This window comes from Desulfotruncus alcoholivorax DSM 16058 (assembly GCF_000430885.1).
GTDB lineage: Bacteria > Bacillota > Desulfotomaculia > Desulfotomaculales > Desulfallaceae > Desulfotruncus > Desulfotruncus alcoholivorax.
In genome coordinates, this window is the sequence record NZ_AUMW01000010.1 from 67919 (window position 1) to 84658 (window position 16740).

At 43.5% G+C, this 16740-nt stretch carries 17 protein-coding genes; 15 read left to right on the forward strand and 2 right to left on the reverse strand.

Features of this window, described 5'->3' with window-relative positions:
- Nucleotides 1-9: 9 nt before the first annotated feature.
- A complete protein-coding gene (ald, locus tag H569_RS0105460) occupies nucleotides 10-1122 on the forward strand; it encodes an alanine dehydrogenase (protein ID WP_027364178.1) in 1113 nt (370 codons plus the stop codon).
- Nucleotides 1123-1146: 24 nt separating this feature from the next.
- Complete coding sequence (gene alr, locus H569_RS0105465) at nucleotides 1147-2283, forward strand: alanine racemase (protein WP_027364179.1); 1137 nt, start codon at nucleotides 1147-1149, stop codon at nucleotides 2281-2283.
- 56 nt (nucleotides 2284-2339) lie between these two features.
- Here alr and H569_RS0105470 read toward each other — a convergent pair whose 3' ends face one another.
- Entirely contained in the window at nucleotides 2340-3023 is a 684-nt protein-coding gene (locus tag H569_RS0105470) for a 4Fe-4S binding protein (protein ID WP_051273300.1), read from the reverse strand.
- A 146-nt stretch (nucleotides 3024-3169) separates the two neighbouring features.
- Between H569_RS0105470 and H569_RS21210 the strand changes: the two genes are divergently transcribed.
- The 4 genes from H569_RS21210 to H569_RS0105490 all read left to right on the forward strand — a co-directional run bounded on the left by H569_RS21210 (nucleotide 3170) and on the right by H569_RS0105490 (nucleotide 6609).
- Nucleotides 3170-3514, forward strand: a complete 345-nt coding sequence (locus tag H569_RS21210) for a hypothetical protein (RefSeq protein WP_051273302.1) — start codon at nucleotides 3170-3172, stop codon at nucleotides 3512-3514.
- A 309-nt stretch (nucleotides 3515-3823) separates the two neighbouring features.
- Entirely contained in the window at nucleotides 3824-4831 is a 1008-nt protein-coding gene (locus tag H569_RS0105480; protein WP_051273304.1) for an ABC transporter substrate-binding protein, read from the forward strand.
- Between the two features lie 39 nt (nucleotides 4832-4870).
- Nucleotides 4871-5818 carry an ABC transporter permease gene (locus H569_RS19300; RefSeq protein ID WP_081410887.1) on the forward strand — a complete coding sequence of 316 codons (948 nt, stop codon included), beginning with the start codon at nucleotides 4871-4873 and terminating at the stop codon, nucleotides 5816-5818.
- Nucleotides 5815-6609 (forward strand): ABC transporter ATP-binding protein, encoded by a 795-nt coding sequence (locus tag H569_RS0105490; RefSeq protein WP_027364182.1) that lies wholly within the window; start codon nucleotides 5815-5817, stop codon nucleotides 6607-6609. The genes H569_RS19300 and H569_RS0105490 overlap by 4 nt, the downstream gene beginning before the upstream one ends.
- Before the next feature lie 43 nt (nucleotides 6610-6652).
- Here H569_RS0105490 and H569_RS0105495 read toward each other — a convergent pair whose 3' ends face one another.
- Nucleotides 6653-7168 (reverse strand): hypothetical protein, encoded by a 516-nt coding sequence (locus H569_RS0105495; RefSeq protein WP_027364183.1) that lies wholly within the window; start codon nucleotides 7166-7168, stop codon nucleotides 6653-6655.
- Nucleotides 7169-7292: 124 nt separating this feature from the next.
- Between H569_RS0105495 and H569_RS0105500 the strand changes: the two genes are divergently transcribed.
- The 9 genes from H569_RS0105500 (at nucleotide 7293) to mqnC (ending at nucleotide 16628) form a co-directional block, all read left to right on the forward strand.
- Entirely contained in the window at nucleotides 7293-7481 is a 189-nt protein-coding gene (locus H569_RS0105500) for a ferredoxin (protein ID WP_027364184.1), read from the forward strand.
- A 133-nt stretch (nucleotides 7482-7614) separates the two neighbouring features.
- A complete protein-coding gene (locus tag H569_RS0105505; protein ID WP_257720093.1) occupies nucleotides 7615-8739 on the forward strand; it encodes a glycosyltransferase in 1125 nt (374 codons plus the stop codon).
- A gap of 17 nt (nucleotides 8740-8756) precedes the next feature.
- The gene (locus H569_RS19305; protein WP_051273308.1) at nucleotides 8757-11027 is read left to right on the forward strand and encodes a hypothetical protein; all 2271 of its coding nucleotides are present in this window, start codon (nucleotides 8757-8759) and stop codon (nucleotides 11025-11027) included.
- A 189-nt stretch (nucleotides 11028-11216) separates the two neighbouring features.
- Nucleotides 11217-11597, forward strand: a complete 381-nt coding sequence (speD, locus tag H569_RS0105515; protein ID WP_027364186.1) for an adenosylmethionine decarboxylase — start codon at nucleotides 11217-11219, stop codon at nucleotides 11595-11597.
- A 288-nt stretch (nucleotides 11598-11885) separates the two neighbouring features.
- The gene (locus H569_RS19310; protein ID WP_051273310.1) at nucleotides 11886-12656 is read left to right on the forward strand and encodes a polyprenyl synthetase family protein; all 771 of its coding nucleotides are present in this window, start codon (nucleotides 11886-11888) and stop codon (nucleotides 12654-12656) included.
- 59 nt (nucleotides 12657-12715) lie between these two features.
- On the forward strand, nucleotides 12716-13594 hold the full coding sequence (locus H569_RS0105525; protein ID WP_027364187.1) for a UbiA-like polyprenyltransferase: 879 nt from the start codon (nucleotides 12716-12718) through the stop codon (nucleotides 13592-13594).
- A gap of 11 nt (nucleotides 13595-13605) precedes the next feature.
- The gene (gene mqnE / locus H569_RS0105530) at nucleotides 13606-14700 is read left to right on the forward strand and encodes an aminofutalosine synthase MqnE (protein ID WP_027364188.1); all 1095 of its coding nucleotides are present in this window, start codon (nucleotides 13606-13608) and stop codon (nucleotides 14698-14700) included.
- Nucleotides 14701-15540, forward strand: coding sequence for a menaquinone biosynthetic enzyme MqnA/MqnD family protein (locus H569_RS0105535; RefSeq protein WP_027364189.1), 840 nt, complete (start codon nucleotides 14701-14703; stop codon nucleotides 15538-15540). It begins immediately after the preceding gene.
- Nucleotides 15541-15542: 2 nt separating this feature from the next.
- Entirely contained in the window at nucleotides 15543-16628 is a 1086-nt protein-coding gene (gene mqnC, locus H569_RS0105540) for a cyclic dehypoxanthinyl futalosine synthase (RefSeq protein ID WP_027364190.1), read from the forward strand.
- The last annotated feature ends 112 nt before the right edge of the window (nucleotides 16629-16740 follow it).

Below are 16740 nucleotides of genomic sequence, written 5' to 3' on the forward strand. Positions count from 1 at the left end.
TTAGCTGATATGATTATTGGTGTTCCTAAGGAAATTAAGTCAAATGAGGCCAGGGTTGCAATAACACCGGCAGGTGTTCAATCTCTGACCCAGAGCGGCCACAGGCTTTTGATTGAAACTGGTGCAGGGGTCGGCAGCGGGATCAGCGACGATGCCTATAAGGCCGCCGGTGCTGAAATTTTGTCAAGAGAAAATGTTTTTAATGAATCAGAGATGATTGTCAAGGTCAAAGAGCCGCTGCCCGAAGAATATGATTTGTTTAAGCAAGGGCAAGTGCTTTTTACCTACTTGCACCTTGCGCGTGAACCGGAGTTAACCAGAATGCTGTTGGAACGGCAGGTAACCGGTATTGCTTACGAGACAATACAGCTGGAAAACGGAACTTTACCATTATTAACACCGATGAGCGAAGTTGCGGGCCGGATGGCTGTGCAAATTGGCGCAAGATTTCTGGAAAAACCACAGGGAGGAAAAGGCATCCTCATAGGTGGAGTACCGGGTGTTCCATCAGCCGACGTCGTTATCATCGGCGGCGGGGTGGTAGGCATTAATGCAGCCAAGGTTGCCGTAGGCATGGGCGCCCAGGTTACCATAATTGACAAAAACCTAGACCGTTTAAGATACTTGGATGATATTTTTGGTGCCAAAATTAAAACGCTCATTTCCAATAGTTTTAATATTGAGTCAGCCTTAAAGTTTGCTGATTTGGTAATTGGTGCTGTCCTGGTGCCAGGAGCAAAGGCACCCAAACTGGTTACGGAAGAAATGGTTAAACAAATGAAACCGGGCTCGGTTATAGTTGATGTCGCCATTGACCAGGGAGGTTCAGTAGAAACTATTGACAGAGTTACTACCCACAGCGATCCCGTATATGAAAAACATGGTGTGGTGCATTATGCTGTAGCCAATATTCCGGGAGCGGTTGCCAGAACTTCCACCTTTGCGCTAACCAACGCCACTCTGCCTTATGTAATTAAATTATCCGAACAGGGGTACAGCAATGCAGCAAAGCAAGATTCCGCCCTCGCAAAAGGGATAAATACGCTTAACGGCAAATTAACCTGCCAGCCTGTTGCTGTTGCCCACAATCTTCCCTACACTCCCCTGGAGGAGGTTCTGTAATTTTTCAATAAGTGGAGGCATAATATGTTCCATCATGCTCCTGTATGGGCTGAGGTAAACTTAAATTCGATAGCAAACAATGTTAGAAACTTGAAGAAAATAACCGCACCCGGCGCAGAATTGATGGCTGTAGTCAAAGCTGACGCCTACGGGCACGGGGCAATTCCGGTTGCCCGCACGTTACTGGAAAACGGGGCCACGTTCCTTGGTGTTGCCCGTGTCAGTGAAGGAATAATTCTTCGCCAGGCAGGCATTGACGTGCCGGTGCTGGTTTTGGGCTACACAGTACCGGAGGATTTTGACAACTTAATTTCATATCAGCTGACTCAAACTATATACAACCTTGAGACGGCAGAATTGCTTTCAGCCGCTGCGGCCCGGTCCGGTAAAAAAGCACTGGTTCACATAAAAATTGATACCGGCATGGGACGGCTTGGTTTTTTGCCCGGTCAGGGAGCAACGGTAAAAGCTATAACCCGTATTGCCAGGCTTCCCTGTGTGGATGTAGAGGGCATTTTCACCCACTTTGCAGACGCGGACAGCAAGGATAAAACTTATACTTTAAACCAATGGACGAAATTTCGCAGCTTGCTGGATCAACTTGCCAAGGAGGGAATGGAGTTTCGCTACCGGCATGCCGCCAACAGTGCCGGTATTCTCGATTTACCCGAAACACACCTGGACCTTGTAAGGGCAGGCATAGCTATCTATGGAATCTATCCATCCGGTGAAGTTTGCCGGGAACGTGCTCCGTTAATCCCTGCAATGCAATTAAAGGCAAGAATTGCCCATATAAAAAACGTCTCAGCCGGCACTGGAATAAGTTATGGTGTCACCCACAGAACAAAGGGCAGTACTACTATTGCCACTATCCCGGCGGGCTACGCTGATGGATACAGCAGACTGCTGTCATCCCGGGGGCAAATTTTGGCCAGGGGCCAAAGAGCACCTGTTGTCGGCAGAATATGCATGGACCAATTCATGGTTGACGTCGGAAATATACCTGATTTAGAACCCGGGGAAGAGGTAGTATTAATGGGATCCCAGGGCAATGATTGTATCAGTGCGGATGAAATAGCCGGGCAGATTGGTACCATAGCTTACGAGGTTTTATGTTCAATAAGTGCCAGAGTTCCACGCTATTATATAAATCCGCGGTAAACCACCGCGGATTTATATATTGCAACTTGCATTGCTTCCACATTAAAGCCGCCGCTTTAAGCTGCCAGGCGGCAATGCCTGTCAGCATCACTTTGCCCAAAAGATAGCGCCTTTTTGGGACAACTGATGATACAGGACGAGCATCGCAAACAATCGCTGAAATCAATTGCTTCACCAGAACCAATTCCAGCCGGGTTTAGCTGCATGGGGCACGCCTTGGCGCAGAGCCCGCAGGATACACACTTACTACTGGCATATAACTTATTTTTACTCCGGGCTATCCAGTGTGCTACGGTCCCCATCGGGCATATGCGGCACCATGTTCTGGGGTGAATTCCCCATCCAAGCAATATAGCAACCACGGTTGTTATTGTCAAAACTCTAACCAGTGCCATACCCATTGCTTCAATATTGCCCCAGGAGAAATAAAACTGAGTTCCGATAACAATAAAGATAAACATGACCATAAAGGCGCGTACAAATTCGTTTTTAAAAAACTTGGGAATTTGAATATTACGGCTCAATCTACCCAGCGCCAAATCTAGAAAGGCCCCCCTGGGACACATCCAGTCACACCAATTACGCCCTCTAAAAAACGATAAACCAACAGCGCCGGCCATGCAGCCAAACAGAAGAAAGCCCAAAACAGGAAAGAACCAACCACCTATAGCTACCAGCGGCAGACCAACCCATGTAAAGGCTTGTAAATTTGTTCTCAAAGCCAGATTATTAGCTTTCACTTGATGCAACCTCCCATTGTTTTATTTATATATTTGATTATATGGATATTTAACAAATAGTCAATAGAAAAATTTTAAATTATGAAGGATTAGTCTTTAACGTGCAGAAATAATATTTTAAAAGAACTAATATGGGAGGGAGTTATTTGGCAAGCCCGCGCTTAAAGGATATTTATCAGGAAGCAGCTCTCAGTGTCGTAAGAATACTGACATTTACTGTTGTGACGCTTATTGTCGGACTATCAGTTTGGCTTACATCAGTAGTGGCGGGGGCATCCTGGGGTTTGGCAGGTGCAATTGGAGGATCTATAGCTGGATTAACCGGATTCTTCATCCTCGTTTGCGGATCTTTGTATGAAGTGAAAAATTTTACCTGCCCGTCATGCGGTAAATCCGACCACACGCTAAAACAAATTGGTTACTATAATTGTAGCGGGTGTGGAAGTAAGTACCACATTTATGACAATGAAATAAGCAGCATTAGCCTTTAATTCAGGTCAATTTTTTAACATGCCGCGGTCTATTGGATTGCGGTATTTTTATTGGAATAACTGCAAATCCTGGTATGATGCGTGTTTAATTGACAGCTTCTTAACGTAGATGATATAATTTTTGTGTATACATAAAGTTAACCTTTTTGAGCAGAGACGAGGAGAGCTGAGATGAGCTCAACGCTGTTTATTGAAAGCGGTGCTCATTTGAGTACCGCTTTTTATTTCTCCTCGCTTTTAAGGGAGGTGAAATAAAAAAGCAAAATTCCCTATTTTATTCAACTGACTAAAAAATAGGAGGGTAAATTTATGAGAATACCAAAAGTAATATTCAACTTGCTTGCAGCGTTAATATTTATACTTACAGCAGTAGGATGCGGTACCGGAAAGGAACAGCCAGCCCAATCTCAAGATAAAGTTCTAAAGATAGGGGTCACTCAATTTGTAGCCCATCCTGCCCTTGACCTGGATCAAAAAGGATTCTTGGATCAAATGAAGAAAGAGGGCTTTATTGACGGGCAAAATGTCAAGTTTGACATACAAAATTCCCAGGGAGACCCTAACCTGGCCAAAACGATAGCAGATAAATTCGTTGCCGATAAAGTTGATGCAATTTTTTCAATTACCACCCCCAGTTCACAAGCAGCTGCCCAGGCTACCAAAGGAACCGGTATACCGGTAGTTTTTATCGCTGTTTCTGACGCAGTAGGGGCAGGCTTGATTAAGTCTCTTGATCAGCCAACTGGAACCAATATCACCGGAGTGTACAGCGCGGACCCGGTTGAACAGCAAATGGACCTGGTAATGGAAATGGTGCCGGGCTTAAAACAAGTCGGACTCATCTATAATGCCGGAGAGGCTAATTCAGTAAGCAACATCAACAGGGCGAAACAATATTTAGAAAGTAAAGGTTTAAAAGTTGTTGAAGCGCCGGTTGCCAGCAGCAACGAAGTCCAGACAGCTGCACAGTCACTGGTTGGGAGAGTTCAAGCTGTTTTTGTTCCCCAGGACAATACCGTAATATCTGCGCTTGAAGCACTTTTGAAAGTATTACAGGATAATAAAATACCTCTGTTTACCGGAGATACCGAATCCGTAAAACGAGGTGCTGTTGCCACCATCGGCAATGACGAGTATGATTGCGGCCGGCAAGGTGCAACAATGCTAGCAAGAGTACTAAAAGGTGAAAAACCCGGCGAAATAAAACCAGAAGAAATTCGCAAACGCACTTTAATGATTAATAAATCTGCGGCTGCCAAAATTGGATTACAAATACCTGAAGCTGTGTTAAAACGTGCAGATGAAGTGGTAGAGTAACTGCTTAAAACAGCTTTTTAAGGGAGAGAAGTTCGGCTCATGGAAAGCGTCGTCACTAGTGCCTTACAACAAGGTTTAATATTTGCATTTATGGCCCTGGGTGTTTTTTTGACCTTCGAGCTGCTGGGTTTTCCAGACTTAACCGTTGAAGGCACTTTCCCTCTCGGAGCCGCCGTCACGGCCCGGGCAATTATCGACGGTGCCAACCCCCTGTTGGCTGTGTTAATGGGGGCTTTAGCCGGGGGATTGGCAGGAGCAGCCACGGGGTTAATGCATACCAGGCTTAAGGTTAATAACATTCTGGCTGGCATTTTAACCGCCAGCGCAATTTACACAGTGATGCTGCGCACAATGGGCCGACCTAATATCCCTTTATTGGCAAATGAAAACATTTACGGGCGAATTTCCGGCTGGTTCAATCTTACTGAAAACAGTTTTTCTATCATCATAATCCTTGCTTTAATAACTTTATTAGTTCGCTTCTTGTTGGGCTGGTTTTTAAACACTGACCTCGGGTTGGCTATACGTGCTACCGGCAGCAATGAGCGAATGATCAGATCCCTTGGAGTCAACACGGACAATACAAAACTATTGGCGCTCATAATTTCCAATTTTCTCGTTGGCTTATCCGGAGCCCTGGCTTGTCAGTTTCAGGGCTTTGCCGATGTGGGAATGGGCATCGGAGTGCTCGTGGCGGCAATTGCATCAGTTATCGCGGGAGAAACAATCTTTGGTGGAAACAGTCTCGGGCGGTTACTAACAGGTGTAATACTTGGATCAATAGTTTATCGTGGTTTACTAGCCCTGGGACTGCGATTGGGCCTGCCTGCCGAGGACTTTAAATTAATTACCGCGGTTTTAGTATTGTTGGTCCTTTGTTTACCCAGCTTGAAAACAACAATTTTCTGGCAAAAAGACAGTATTGCCAAACAGCCGGGGTTGTCAGCACAGCCCTCCGATAAAACAGGTCGGGAGGGAGATGCGTGATCAAATTAACTGGTATTGAAAAATATTTTTTTGCTGGAACCCCCAATGCAATTAAAGCGCTTGACAGTATAAATCTTGAAATTAAACAAGGTGATTTTATAACCCTCATCGGCAGCAACGGTGCTGGAAAATCAACTCTGTTAAAAGCCATCGCCGGAGTAATTAACGTTGATGCCGGGAAGATAGAAATTGAGGGTGAAGATGTCACAGGACAAGCAGAACACGTTCGGGCCCGGGATATTGGCCGCATTGACCAGGATCCCATGGCCAGCACCGCTGCTGAACTTAGCATTGAGGAGAACTTGGCTATGGCCTACCTCAGGGGCCAAAGACGTGGCTTGGCAAAGGCAGTATCGACACGGCGAACAGCGATTTTCCAGGAAGCACTGCAAGTTATCGGGCTTGGTCTGGAAAACCGCTTAAAAGTGCCGGTAGGCACACTATCCGGCGGACAGCGCCAGGCACTTGCCCTGGTTATGGCTACAATTGCCCGTCCCAAATTATTGCTGTTGGACGAACATACCGCAGCCCTGGATCCTAATGCTGCCAAACTTGTAATGGGAATCACTGAACAGGTAGTAAGCGGCAATAAGCTGACAACTATCATGATAACCCATAACATGGAACAAGCAATTAGATACGGTAACCGGTTGATCATGATGCACCGGGGCCGGATTATCCTTGATTTTGATGCTAGTGAAAAGAAAGACCTGACGGTTCCGGCACTGGTAAACAAATTCACGTCCACCAGTGGGGCAGTATTTGACGACGACAGGGTGCTGCTGGCCTGACCCGGCCCTCTTAACCAAAAGTTATTCAGAATAGGAGCCTGCTTTAGGCTCCTTCTTTTATTCTCCAGGTCAATTCAGGCTTGTTATTAATCTGAAAATAGTAATACCCTGATCTTGTACGAACCTTAAACAAGTAAAGATAGTTCTTATGAACATCCAGATTAAAGTTCCTGGCTATAACAGAATCATCTACATCAAGGGGACGGAATACATTGCCGTCTTGGGTAATAACAATTGCATCAGGCTTATCATTGCTATTGGAAGCTTCCAGCCCCAAGCCTAAAAAAATAGCACCCGGTTCGGCGATGGCAGTATTGTTCTTTAATTCCAGCCGGTTGGTAAATACCTGGCTGCCTGTGCGGGTTGTATACAAAGTATGGCCAACCCGGACCGATTGCCCGGTGGTTACGTATTTCGCCGGAGGCTTGATTTTATTGGGTAAGGCATGGTTATGGCCTGCTTGTGTTGCAAGCCAGTAAACAATAAAAAAGATACCTGGCGCAATAATCATTAATAACAACATTTTCCTTTTAACCTGATCAGATGATTTTTGGGACAACCTATCTCACCTCGTACTAAATATTTTATGCCACTATTAAAGAACACAAACTAAGGGCATAATATTCAAGGAAATAGCCAAACTAATACTGCTTTAGCCAGTATTTTGCGGGAGGTGCATTATTTTGCATGCAGAAGTTGATCAAGATCTGTGCATTAGCTGTGGCGCATGCATAGATACCTGTCCTGAAGTATTTGATTGGAATGATGATGAAAAAGCCCATTCCGTTGTTGACGAGGTGCCAAGCGAACTGGAAGAGCAGGCTTCTGAAGCAGCGGAAAACTGCCCGACGGACGCAATCCAAGTTAATTAAAAATACCTTACAAGACACGGCGGGAAATAAGTAAGCCGTGTCTTTATTTTGGTAATAATCACAAATAAAGGAGTGATCTTCCCTGTTACCAGATATTAAAGTATTACAAGTTGTAAGGCCGACAGAAGGTGGTATTGGCAAACATATAACAGCTCTTACCGAAAATTTAATTGAATACTTTGATGTTACAGTTGCTTGTCCGGAAAACAGCACCATAGAACAAAGACTAAAATTATCGGGCATAAAAACCCTGCCTTTACCGCTAACAGGAACAGTTTCCCGTCGGGATTTGGCCACTTTTAAAATATTGTACCAATATATGCGCAGTAATAAAATAAAACTGGTGCATTCGCATGGAGCCAAAGCTGCTTTGCTGGCCAGGCCGGCAGCAGTTTTGGCCGGAGTTCCGGTCAATATCTATACCGCGCACAACTCAATTATAAACAGCAATTGGCCTGCTTGGAAGAACAATCTGGCTGCAATGGTTGAATATGTTCTTTCCTGGCGTACAGATTCTATCATCACCGTTTCAGGCGCGCTTGGTCAAGAAATATCCAAGCATGAAAGGATTTCGTCCTCAAAGATTAAGGTTATTCCCAATGGCATTAATTATAAGGCATTTGACAAAGTATTAGACAGAAAAAAAATAAAATTTGAGTTGGGTATTCCTCAGGAACGCCGGGTAATAGGAACTGTTGCCAGGCTGGCACCGCAAAAAGGGCTAAATATATTGATCCAGGCCGCTGAATCACTGGTTGAAAAATTTGATCCACACTTTTTAATCGTAGGAGATGGGCCGTTAAAGAAACCTCTGCAAGAACAGGTGCAAAACAAAGCATTAGAGAGTCATTTTACTTTTACAGGTGCACTGGAGGATGTTTCGGCGGCATATTGCGTTATGGACATTTTTGTCCTGCCATCATTAACTGAAGGTTTACCTCTTTCATTATTAGAAGCAATGGCTTTTAATATACCGGTTTTGGCTTCAAGGGTAGGCGGAATTCCGGAAGTTATTGAACACGAAGAATGCGGGATGCTCGTTAACCCTGGAGACTGCCAAGACCTGGCCCAATCCATAGCATACATGCTTAACAACCCGGAATCAGCCCGTCAATATAGTGCCAAAGCCCGGCAAAAAGTTATCAAAAAATTTTGTGTTACTCAAACAATAAAAGAAACAATAGATTTGTATTTTCAACTCTTGCAGGAAAAAGAAGAAATACCTAGTAAAAGATATATGTTGCATAATCGCATTTGATAGCGGAGGAGAAGTTTTTGAATAGAGCTAAACTTTGGATTTTATTTCTTTTGTCCATTGTCGTTTTGGGTATCTCTATTGTTTATTCATTATCAGACCCAAAACGCCAGCACCTTTTCTATAGCCTTTATGGTTTAAATCAACCAACCCCCAAAAACATAGAAGGCCCGGCCAACCCTGGTAACCTTTTGCTTATTACAGCTGATAGGCTAACGTTAACCGATTTACTTAATGACGATAGGCTGTACCAAAGCGTCACCAAACTGGGCGCAATGGGCCTTATGAGTACCGGGGTAGAAGGAAGTTTAAGCCCTGCCAGCACGTTTGCATCTATGGGAGCCGGCACGCCATTGAATGCATCGGGCTCCGACAAGAACGGTTTTAATGCCGAAAGCCAGATCGACAGCTTTACTGCAGCTCAAATATTTCGCCAAAGAACCGGCCAGATAACCAACGCTGATTCAGTATTACAATTGGATATTGCTCGCATTAAAGAATTAAATAAGGAAGACAAGCACACAGTCATACCTGGAAATCTTGGCGGTTTGCTAGAACAGAATAATATTGAAGTCAGGGTTATTGGAAATTCCGATACCGCTGATCAACCCAGCAGGCCTTCGGTAGCATTGGGTATGAATACGCAAGGTATTGTACCGAAAGGCGATGTTGGCGATGATTTAATTATTAAGGATGTTAATTTTCCTGGAGGCCTGCGAACAAATTACCATAATTTAGAAATGCATATGAATAAATACCTGGGCAAACCAGGCTTAACCATAGTTGAACTGGGCGACCTTGATCGCTTGGAAAGACTTGGAATCTACACAGCAACAGACGTTTTGCAGAACAATAGAGTCGATTCAATAGAAAAGATGACCAGCTTTATAATAAATACTGTAAATAAGCTGGATTTAAACAAAGATTTATTATTACTGGTATCGCCTACTCCAGAAGGCAACTATCTGCCTGACTCAAATTACCTTACACCCGTAATCGCTATAGGCAAAGGCGTTACTGCCGGCATATTAACTTCACCTACAACCAAGCGGCCAGGAATAATCACAAATAACGATATTGCTCCTTTTGTTCTAAACTATTTCGGTATTGACAGCCCTGCCAGCATGATTGGGAGAGGCCTCCAGGTAATACCCGCAGATAACGCGCAGTTATTATTATCTTCTCTTTATTCCAAACTGGAATTGACAAATCAGGCAAGATCTCCAGTGCTGCGCAATTATGTATTAATCCAGCTACTACTGGTATTGTTGTCACTTGCCGCAATTTTCTTGCCCCAGAGCTATTTTCTAATGACGATTTTAAAACCACTTCTTTTAGCGGTTATGTCAGTACCGCTTGCGCTGTTGCTGGTTGCTTTATTACCTCAATCTTCAATTTTAATAACCGTCTTGGAAATAATAAGCACTACTATAGTTATAATATCCTTATTACACCTTTGGCTTGATAAGTATTCCAATGGACTTGACCCGTTTATCATTATCAGCTTGTTAACTTCATTGTGTATAATTATCGATTTACTGCTTGGGGCCCCAATGCAAAAAAACTCTCTCCTGGGCTATGACCCTATTGGGGGGGCACGTTTTTACGGGCTGGGTAATGAGTATATGGGCGTTTTAATAGGCGCAACTATCATTGGCACAACCGCTTTAATTAGTCGCATAAAAAAATACAATACTTTGTTATTGTTTCCGATAGGTTTTTACTACATGTTTACATTTTATGTGATAGCTGTTCCCCAATTGGGAACTAATGTTGGTGGTTCAATCACAGCTGCATTTTCTTTTTTAGTGACAATTTTGTTGCTGGCAGGCACCAAATTTAATTATAAAACATTAATTAAAATAACAGCAGCAGTAGGTATCCTTCTTATCGCCTTAATTGCTTATGATCTGCACCGGCCACTGGAAAACCAATCTCATATAGGTCGTGCGGCCAGCCAAATAATTAATGGAGGCGCAAAGGAAATTATCAACATCATAACCAGAAAGTTAAGTATGAATTTTAAATTAATAAAATACACCATCTGGAGCAGGATTTTTCTTGCAAGTCTCGCCAGCCTGGCTATTCTTTTTTATAGACCGACAGGAGTTATGCAGTCTTTAAAATCCAAGTACCCGGTAATGTACAAAGGTTTTATCGGTGTAGTTACAGCCAGTTTCGTTGCGCTGGTTTTTAACGACTCCGGTATTGTCGCGGCTGCCACGACAATGATCTTTGGGGCCCCTCCGCTTCTTTATCTTGTAATAAGAACTTTGCATACCAATTGTTGAATATCCGTCAGGGATTATCGTATTGCCCAGTTATTAAGAGCATTTCAAAGGTTTTCAGACAAAAATAGAAACTAATTTAAAATATTGTTGACATCAATAGATTTTATGCTAAAATTGAGTTTGATTGGTATTCGGCAGGTATTGATCTTGCCGGTCCAAATAAAAATCTAAAGGGGGAAGATAATTAGAATGAAACCTTTGGGCCGCCATGTTTTAGCTGAAATTTACGGATGCAAATTTGATATTTTAAATGATATCAAAAAAGTGGAAAAAATTATGGTGGAAGCAGCGCTCGAAGCGGGCGCGGAAGTAAGAGAATATGTATTTCACAAATTTAGTCCTCAGGGAGTCAGCGGAGTAGTGGTAATTTCCGAGTCTCATCTGGCAATTCACACTTGGCCCGAATTGGGATATGCAGCTGTTGACGTGTTTACCTGCGGAGAAAAGGTAAATCCCTGGGATGCCTGCAATTACCTGACCGAAAAATTCGGTGCGGAGCATCTATCTGCTAAAGAGACCAAACGGGGAATTCTGCCGGAGATACTACCTAAGGAAGCCGTAAATCTTTAGGAGGGATTTTTATTAGTACCAACTTAAGTGAAGATTAGCAATGACCTTGCAGTTTACAATACAAACAGCAAGGTCATTGCTATTTTTCACTTAAGATAAGTTACCTGGCCATAAATCGGGGACATTCCTTGAAGAAGTGTGTCCCTTTTCCGATCAAGTCAGAACCAGGATTAGAGTATATAAAAAGCGCACGCTGAGTGGACTGATTGATCGCGCTTTTTTAGCAGGATATTACGACATAGCAACGAATATATAATTGTTCAAAGCAAAGGAGGGCTTCCCCCGCACATGAATATATTCAAATTGATTAACGAAGATTTAGCAAAAGTGCATGCACTCATGGAAAAAAAATTTAAAATAAAAGCCGGTTACTTAAAAGAATTTGTAACTTTGGATTTTAATTATTTCGATCAAAGTTTACGCCCTGCCATGGTAATCCTAAGCAACCGGTTATTTAGCCCGGTTACTGAAAAAACCATTGCACTGGCCGGGGTTTTGCAATTTATATATATGGCATCACAAGTGCACCTGAAGGTTCAGGAGAACAACAACGGCAAGGAAAAATATGGTGATAGCCGTTTTAAATACCAATTTCCGGTACTGGTTGGTGATTATCTTTACGGGAGATTTTTTACTACTCTGTGTGATGCCGGTATTGTAAATTATCTTAAAAAACTGGCCGAGCTTATTTGTTTAATCAACAAAGGCGGGATTTTAAGCCCAAAGTACCCAAGCAAGGAACTGCTGGACACGCAGCAGTATATTGATGTTATTAAGAAAGAAACGGCTGAAATGTTCGCTTGCTCAGCATATCTTGGAGCGGATGTTGCAGGTGCCGGGGAAGAGGATAAACAGCATTTATACAATTATGGAATAAATGTGGGCATGGCGTACGGTCTTTTGGAGAGGGGGGCTTCCGTCAAACAAATCGCTTATTACATTGATTCTGCAGAAGCGGCGATTAAACAATTTCCGCCCTCAAGAGAAATAAATCTTCTTAAAGAATTGCTTGTTTTTTTAGCCAAGGAAAACAGTATTGCTTGCAATATGGTTGTCTAGCAGCTTCTAATCAGGTTAGGCATATTTGATAGATTTGTCTATTGGGAAGTGGTGTTGGCATGGAATCGACAATAACTAATAAAACAAAGATTTTTCTTGAAATGATTCGTTTTGAACATACTATATTTGCGTTGCCATTTGCTTTTATCGGAGCGTTACTGGTTCAAAAAAAGATCCCTGCCGGTAGCGATATATTATGGATTACTCTGGCGATGGTTGGCGCCCGTACGGCTGCCATGTCTCTTAACCGAATTATTGACAGGCATATTGACGCACAAAACCCGCGAACTGCCAACCGGGCATTACCAAAAGGTTTGCTTAAAGTGGGAGAAGTATGGGTATACGTTATACTTTCCTTTGCCTTGCTGCTGCTGTCGGCATATCAACTTTCTCCGCTGGCCTTTAAGCTGTTCCCTATAGCTGTTATGGCTTTAAGTTTTTATTCTTATACTAAAAGATTTACCTGGACCTGCCACCTTTTTTTAGGGCTAACACTGGGGCTGGCGCCATTGGGGGCATGGATAGCCATTGCCGGAAGTTTTCATCCCGCCCCAATTTTACTGGGGATAGGCGTGCTGTTTTGGGTAGCCGGTTTTGATATCATCTATGCCTGTGACGATTACTCATTCGATACAAAATATAAGATTCACTCCATACCGGCGCGGTTTGGCATTGCCAGGGCGCTTAAAATATCAGCTTTGTTTCATATCCTGGCACCGGTATTTTTTATTGCGGTCGCGGTTGTTATGCACATGGGCTTGTTTTATCTTGTTGGTCTGGCCGTTGCAGTTACTTTATTATTCTACCAGCACAAGCTGGTGGCGCCTGAGGATTTGAGCAAGGCAGGTGTGGCTTTTTTTAATTTAAACGGTACATTGAGTATATTGATGTTTTGTTTTACCTTACTAGACATTATTTACACAATTCATGTTTTTTAGGGAGAGTTAACATGCTTAATCAAAACATTCTATCAAAAATTGCGGCTAAAGTGGCCTCAGGTGAGCGATTGACAAGGGATGAAGGAATTGCCTTATACCATTCAAATGATTTATTAACCATTGGCAAGCTGGCGTCTCAGGTTAGAGAAAGAAAAAACGGCAAAAAAGCCTTTTTTATTGTCAACAGGCATATCAATCATACTAATATTTGCATAAACCGGTGTAAACTTTGTGCCTTTGGCAGGGATGCAGGTGACCCTGCAGCATACGTAATGAGTCTTGATGAAATTGAAGCCAAAGTCGCAGAATCGGCTGGCCAAAATATTTCTGAGATTCATATCGTTGGCGGGCTAAATTCCGACTTAAAGCTTGATTTTTATATTGAAATGATGCAAAGGGTGCGCAAAATCCTGCCCGGTGTTGTGATCCAGTCTCTCACCGCCGTAGAAATTGAATTTCTTGCGCAAACTCACAACATGACTTATAAAGAAGTTCTTGAAACACTGCACAACGCCGGACTTGATTCCCTTCCCGGCGGGGGAGCCGAAATATTTGCCCCCAGGGTAAGGGAAATTATTTGCCCCAAAAAAATTGACGGTGAAAAATGGCTGGCTGTTCACCGGGCAGCCCACGAAATTGGCATAAGGACTAACGCCACCATGCTCTACGGGCATGTTGAGACCATTGAGGAAAGGGTCGACCACCTTATCCAACTACGTGAATTGCAGGATCAAACCGGAGGTTTTCTGACCTTTATCCCCCTGGCCTTTCATCCCCAAAACACTGCCCTGGAATCAATGGGAATAAGTACAACAACAGGATATGATGATTTAAAGACTCTGGCCATTGCCAGGCTAATGCTTGACAATTTCGACCACATTAAAGCATACTGGGTAACGGTCGGCCCCAAGCTGGCCCAGGTTTCACTCGCCTTCGGCGTAGATGATTTGGACGGCACCGTGGTTGAAGAGAAAATTGCACACGATGCCGGAGCCCAAACTGATCAAGCCATGTCCAAAAACAAGCTTGTTAAAATGATTAAAAATGCCGGTTACATTCCCGTTCCGAGAGATACGCTTTATAACGTGGTGGAGGAGGGCTTTTAATTGTCTCGCATAAGCGTCGGCCAGGTTGAATATTTGAATTGTATTCCCGTATATCACGCCCTTGAAGAAGGACTACTTGATGCTGATATTGAGTTAATCAAGGGTCCCCCAACAAAATTAAATAAAATGTTTCTTAACGGCGAATTGGATATTACGCCTATTTCATCTATTGAATATGCAAGATATAAGGACAAATGCATTATTATCCCCAATATGTCCATCAGCGCCGACGGTAATGTCGAAAGCATTCTTTTATTCAGCCATTGCCCACCAACCGAACTAGAGGGTAAAACCGTAAATGTAACCACGTCATCAGCTACTTCAGTCGTTCTTTTACGCATCTTATTTGAGCACTATTACCACGTGCAGCTTGCATTTCGCCGGGCGGAGCCCGATTTAAACACAATGCTCGCGTCGGCTGACGCTGCGCTGCTTATCGGGGACGATGCAATGCTGGCCCATCAAGCTGTTATGCTGAACAACCCCGGTATCATTGTTACCGATCTCGGCAGGGAATGGAAAAATTTTACCAGGGAGAAAATGGTTTATGCCGTTTGGGTAGTTCATTCTGAGCTTGCTGAAAATAATCCTGACCTTGTTGAACAAATCAGCCAGCTATTCAATCAAGCAAAGGCTACCGGCCTGGCAAGTCGTGCCGATCTGATTAAAAAAGGGCACAAACGTTCCGGGTTGCCGCATGACCTGCTAAACCACTATTTTGACACAATTCACCATGATCTTGGAGAAAGCGAACGCAGAGCACTGTTAACGTTTTACGATTATGCTTACAAGAGCGGCATCATTGAAGATAGGGTCAAACTAAAAATCTGGGGTGAATAATTTTGTCTAATGTTGAAGCCCTTTTGGACAAAGTCCTGTCAGGAGGCAGGCTTAGCCTGGAAGAGGGAATTGAGTTAATAGAGAGAGGCAACCTTATAGAACTTGGATGTGCCGCCAACACCATCAAAAACAAACTGCACCCGGAAGGGATGGTCACCTATATTATAGACCGCAACATCAATTATACTAATGTCTGCGTCTGCCAGTGCAGGTTTTGCGCTTTTTACAGGCACGTTAATGATCAAGACGCTTATGTAATAGAAAAAGCTGAATTGTATAAAAAAATTGAAGAAACCCTTGGTGTTGGCGGAACTGAATTATTAATCCAGGGAGGTCTGCACCCTGATCTTAAACTGGAATATTACATCGAAATGTTACAGGATATAAAAAAAAGATATGATATCCACATACATTCATTTTCACCGCCGGAAATTGTCCATCTTTCGCAGCTTTCTGGCTTACCTGTGTCTGAAGTTCTTTTAAAACTGAAAGAAGCCGGACTTGATTCACTTCCCGGCGGCGGTGCGGAAATTTTAGTTGACCGGGTAAGAAAGCAAATCAGCCCTAACAAAATTGGCTGGCGTGAGTGGATGGACGTGATGGACGCTGCCCACCGGCTGGGGATGAAAACAACTGCTACAATGGTGTTCGGTCATATTGAATCGAGCGCAGATATTATTACCCATTTAATCAGGGTGCGGGACCAACAAGATGCCACCGGCGGGTTTACCGCATTTATCCCCTGGAGCTTCCAGCCCCGCAACACAGATCTTGGAGGCACCACATCCGGGGGCTATGAGTACCTTAAAGTGTTGGCGGTCTCTCGAATTATGCTTGATAACATTCCCAATATTCAAGCTTCCTGGGTTACGCAGGGCGCTAAAATAGCCCAGGTGGCACTGAGTTTTGGAGCCAATGACTTTGGCAGCACCATGCTGGAAGAGAATGTAGTTAGGGCTGCAGGAGTTAGTTATCGAATTGCCTTAAAAGAGATCCAGCGCTGTATAGCTGATGCCGGATTCATCCCGGCCCAGCGAAAAACCGATTACAGCATAATTAAAACCTTTCCAGACCTCCGGGCCGGTTAACGGATCGGAGGTCTGTTTCTCTTCAGAAAATGCCAAACATTTAGCATGAGCTAAGGATAGAAAGTATTAAAACATGCGGCAAAGCAAACTTGATCAAATCGCGTTTTTTATT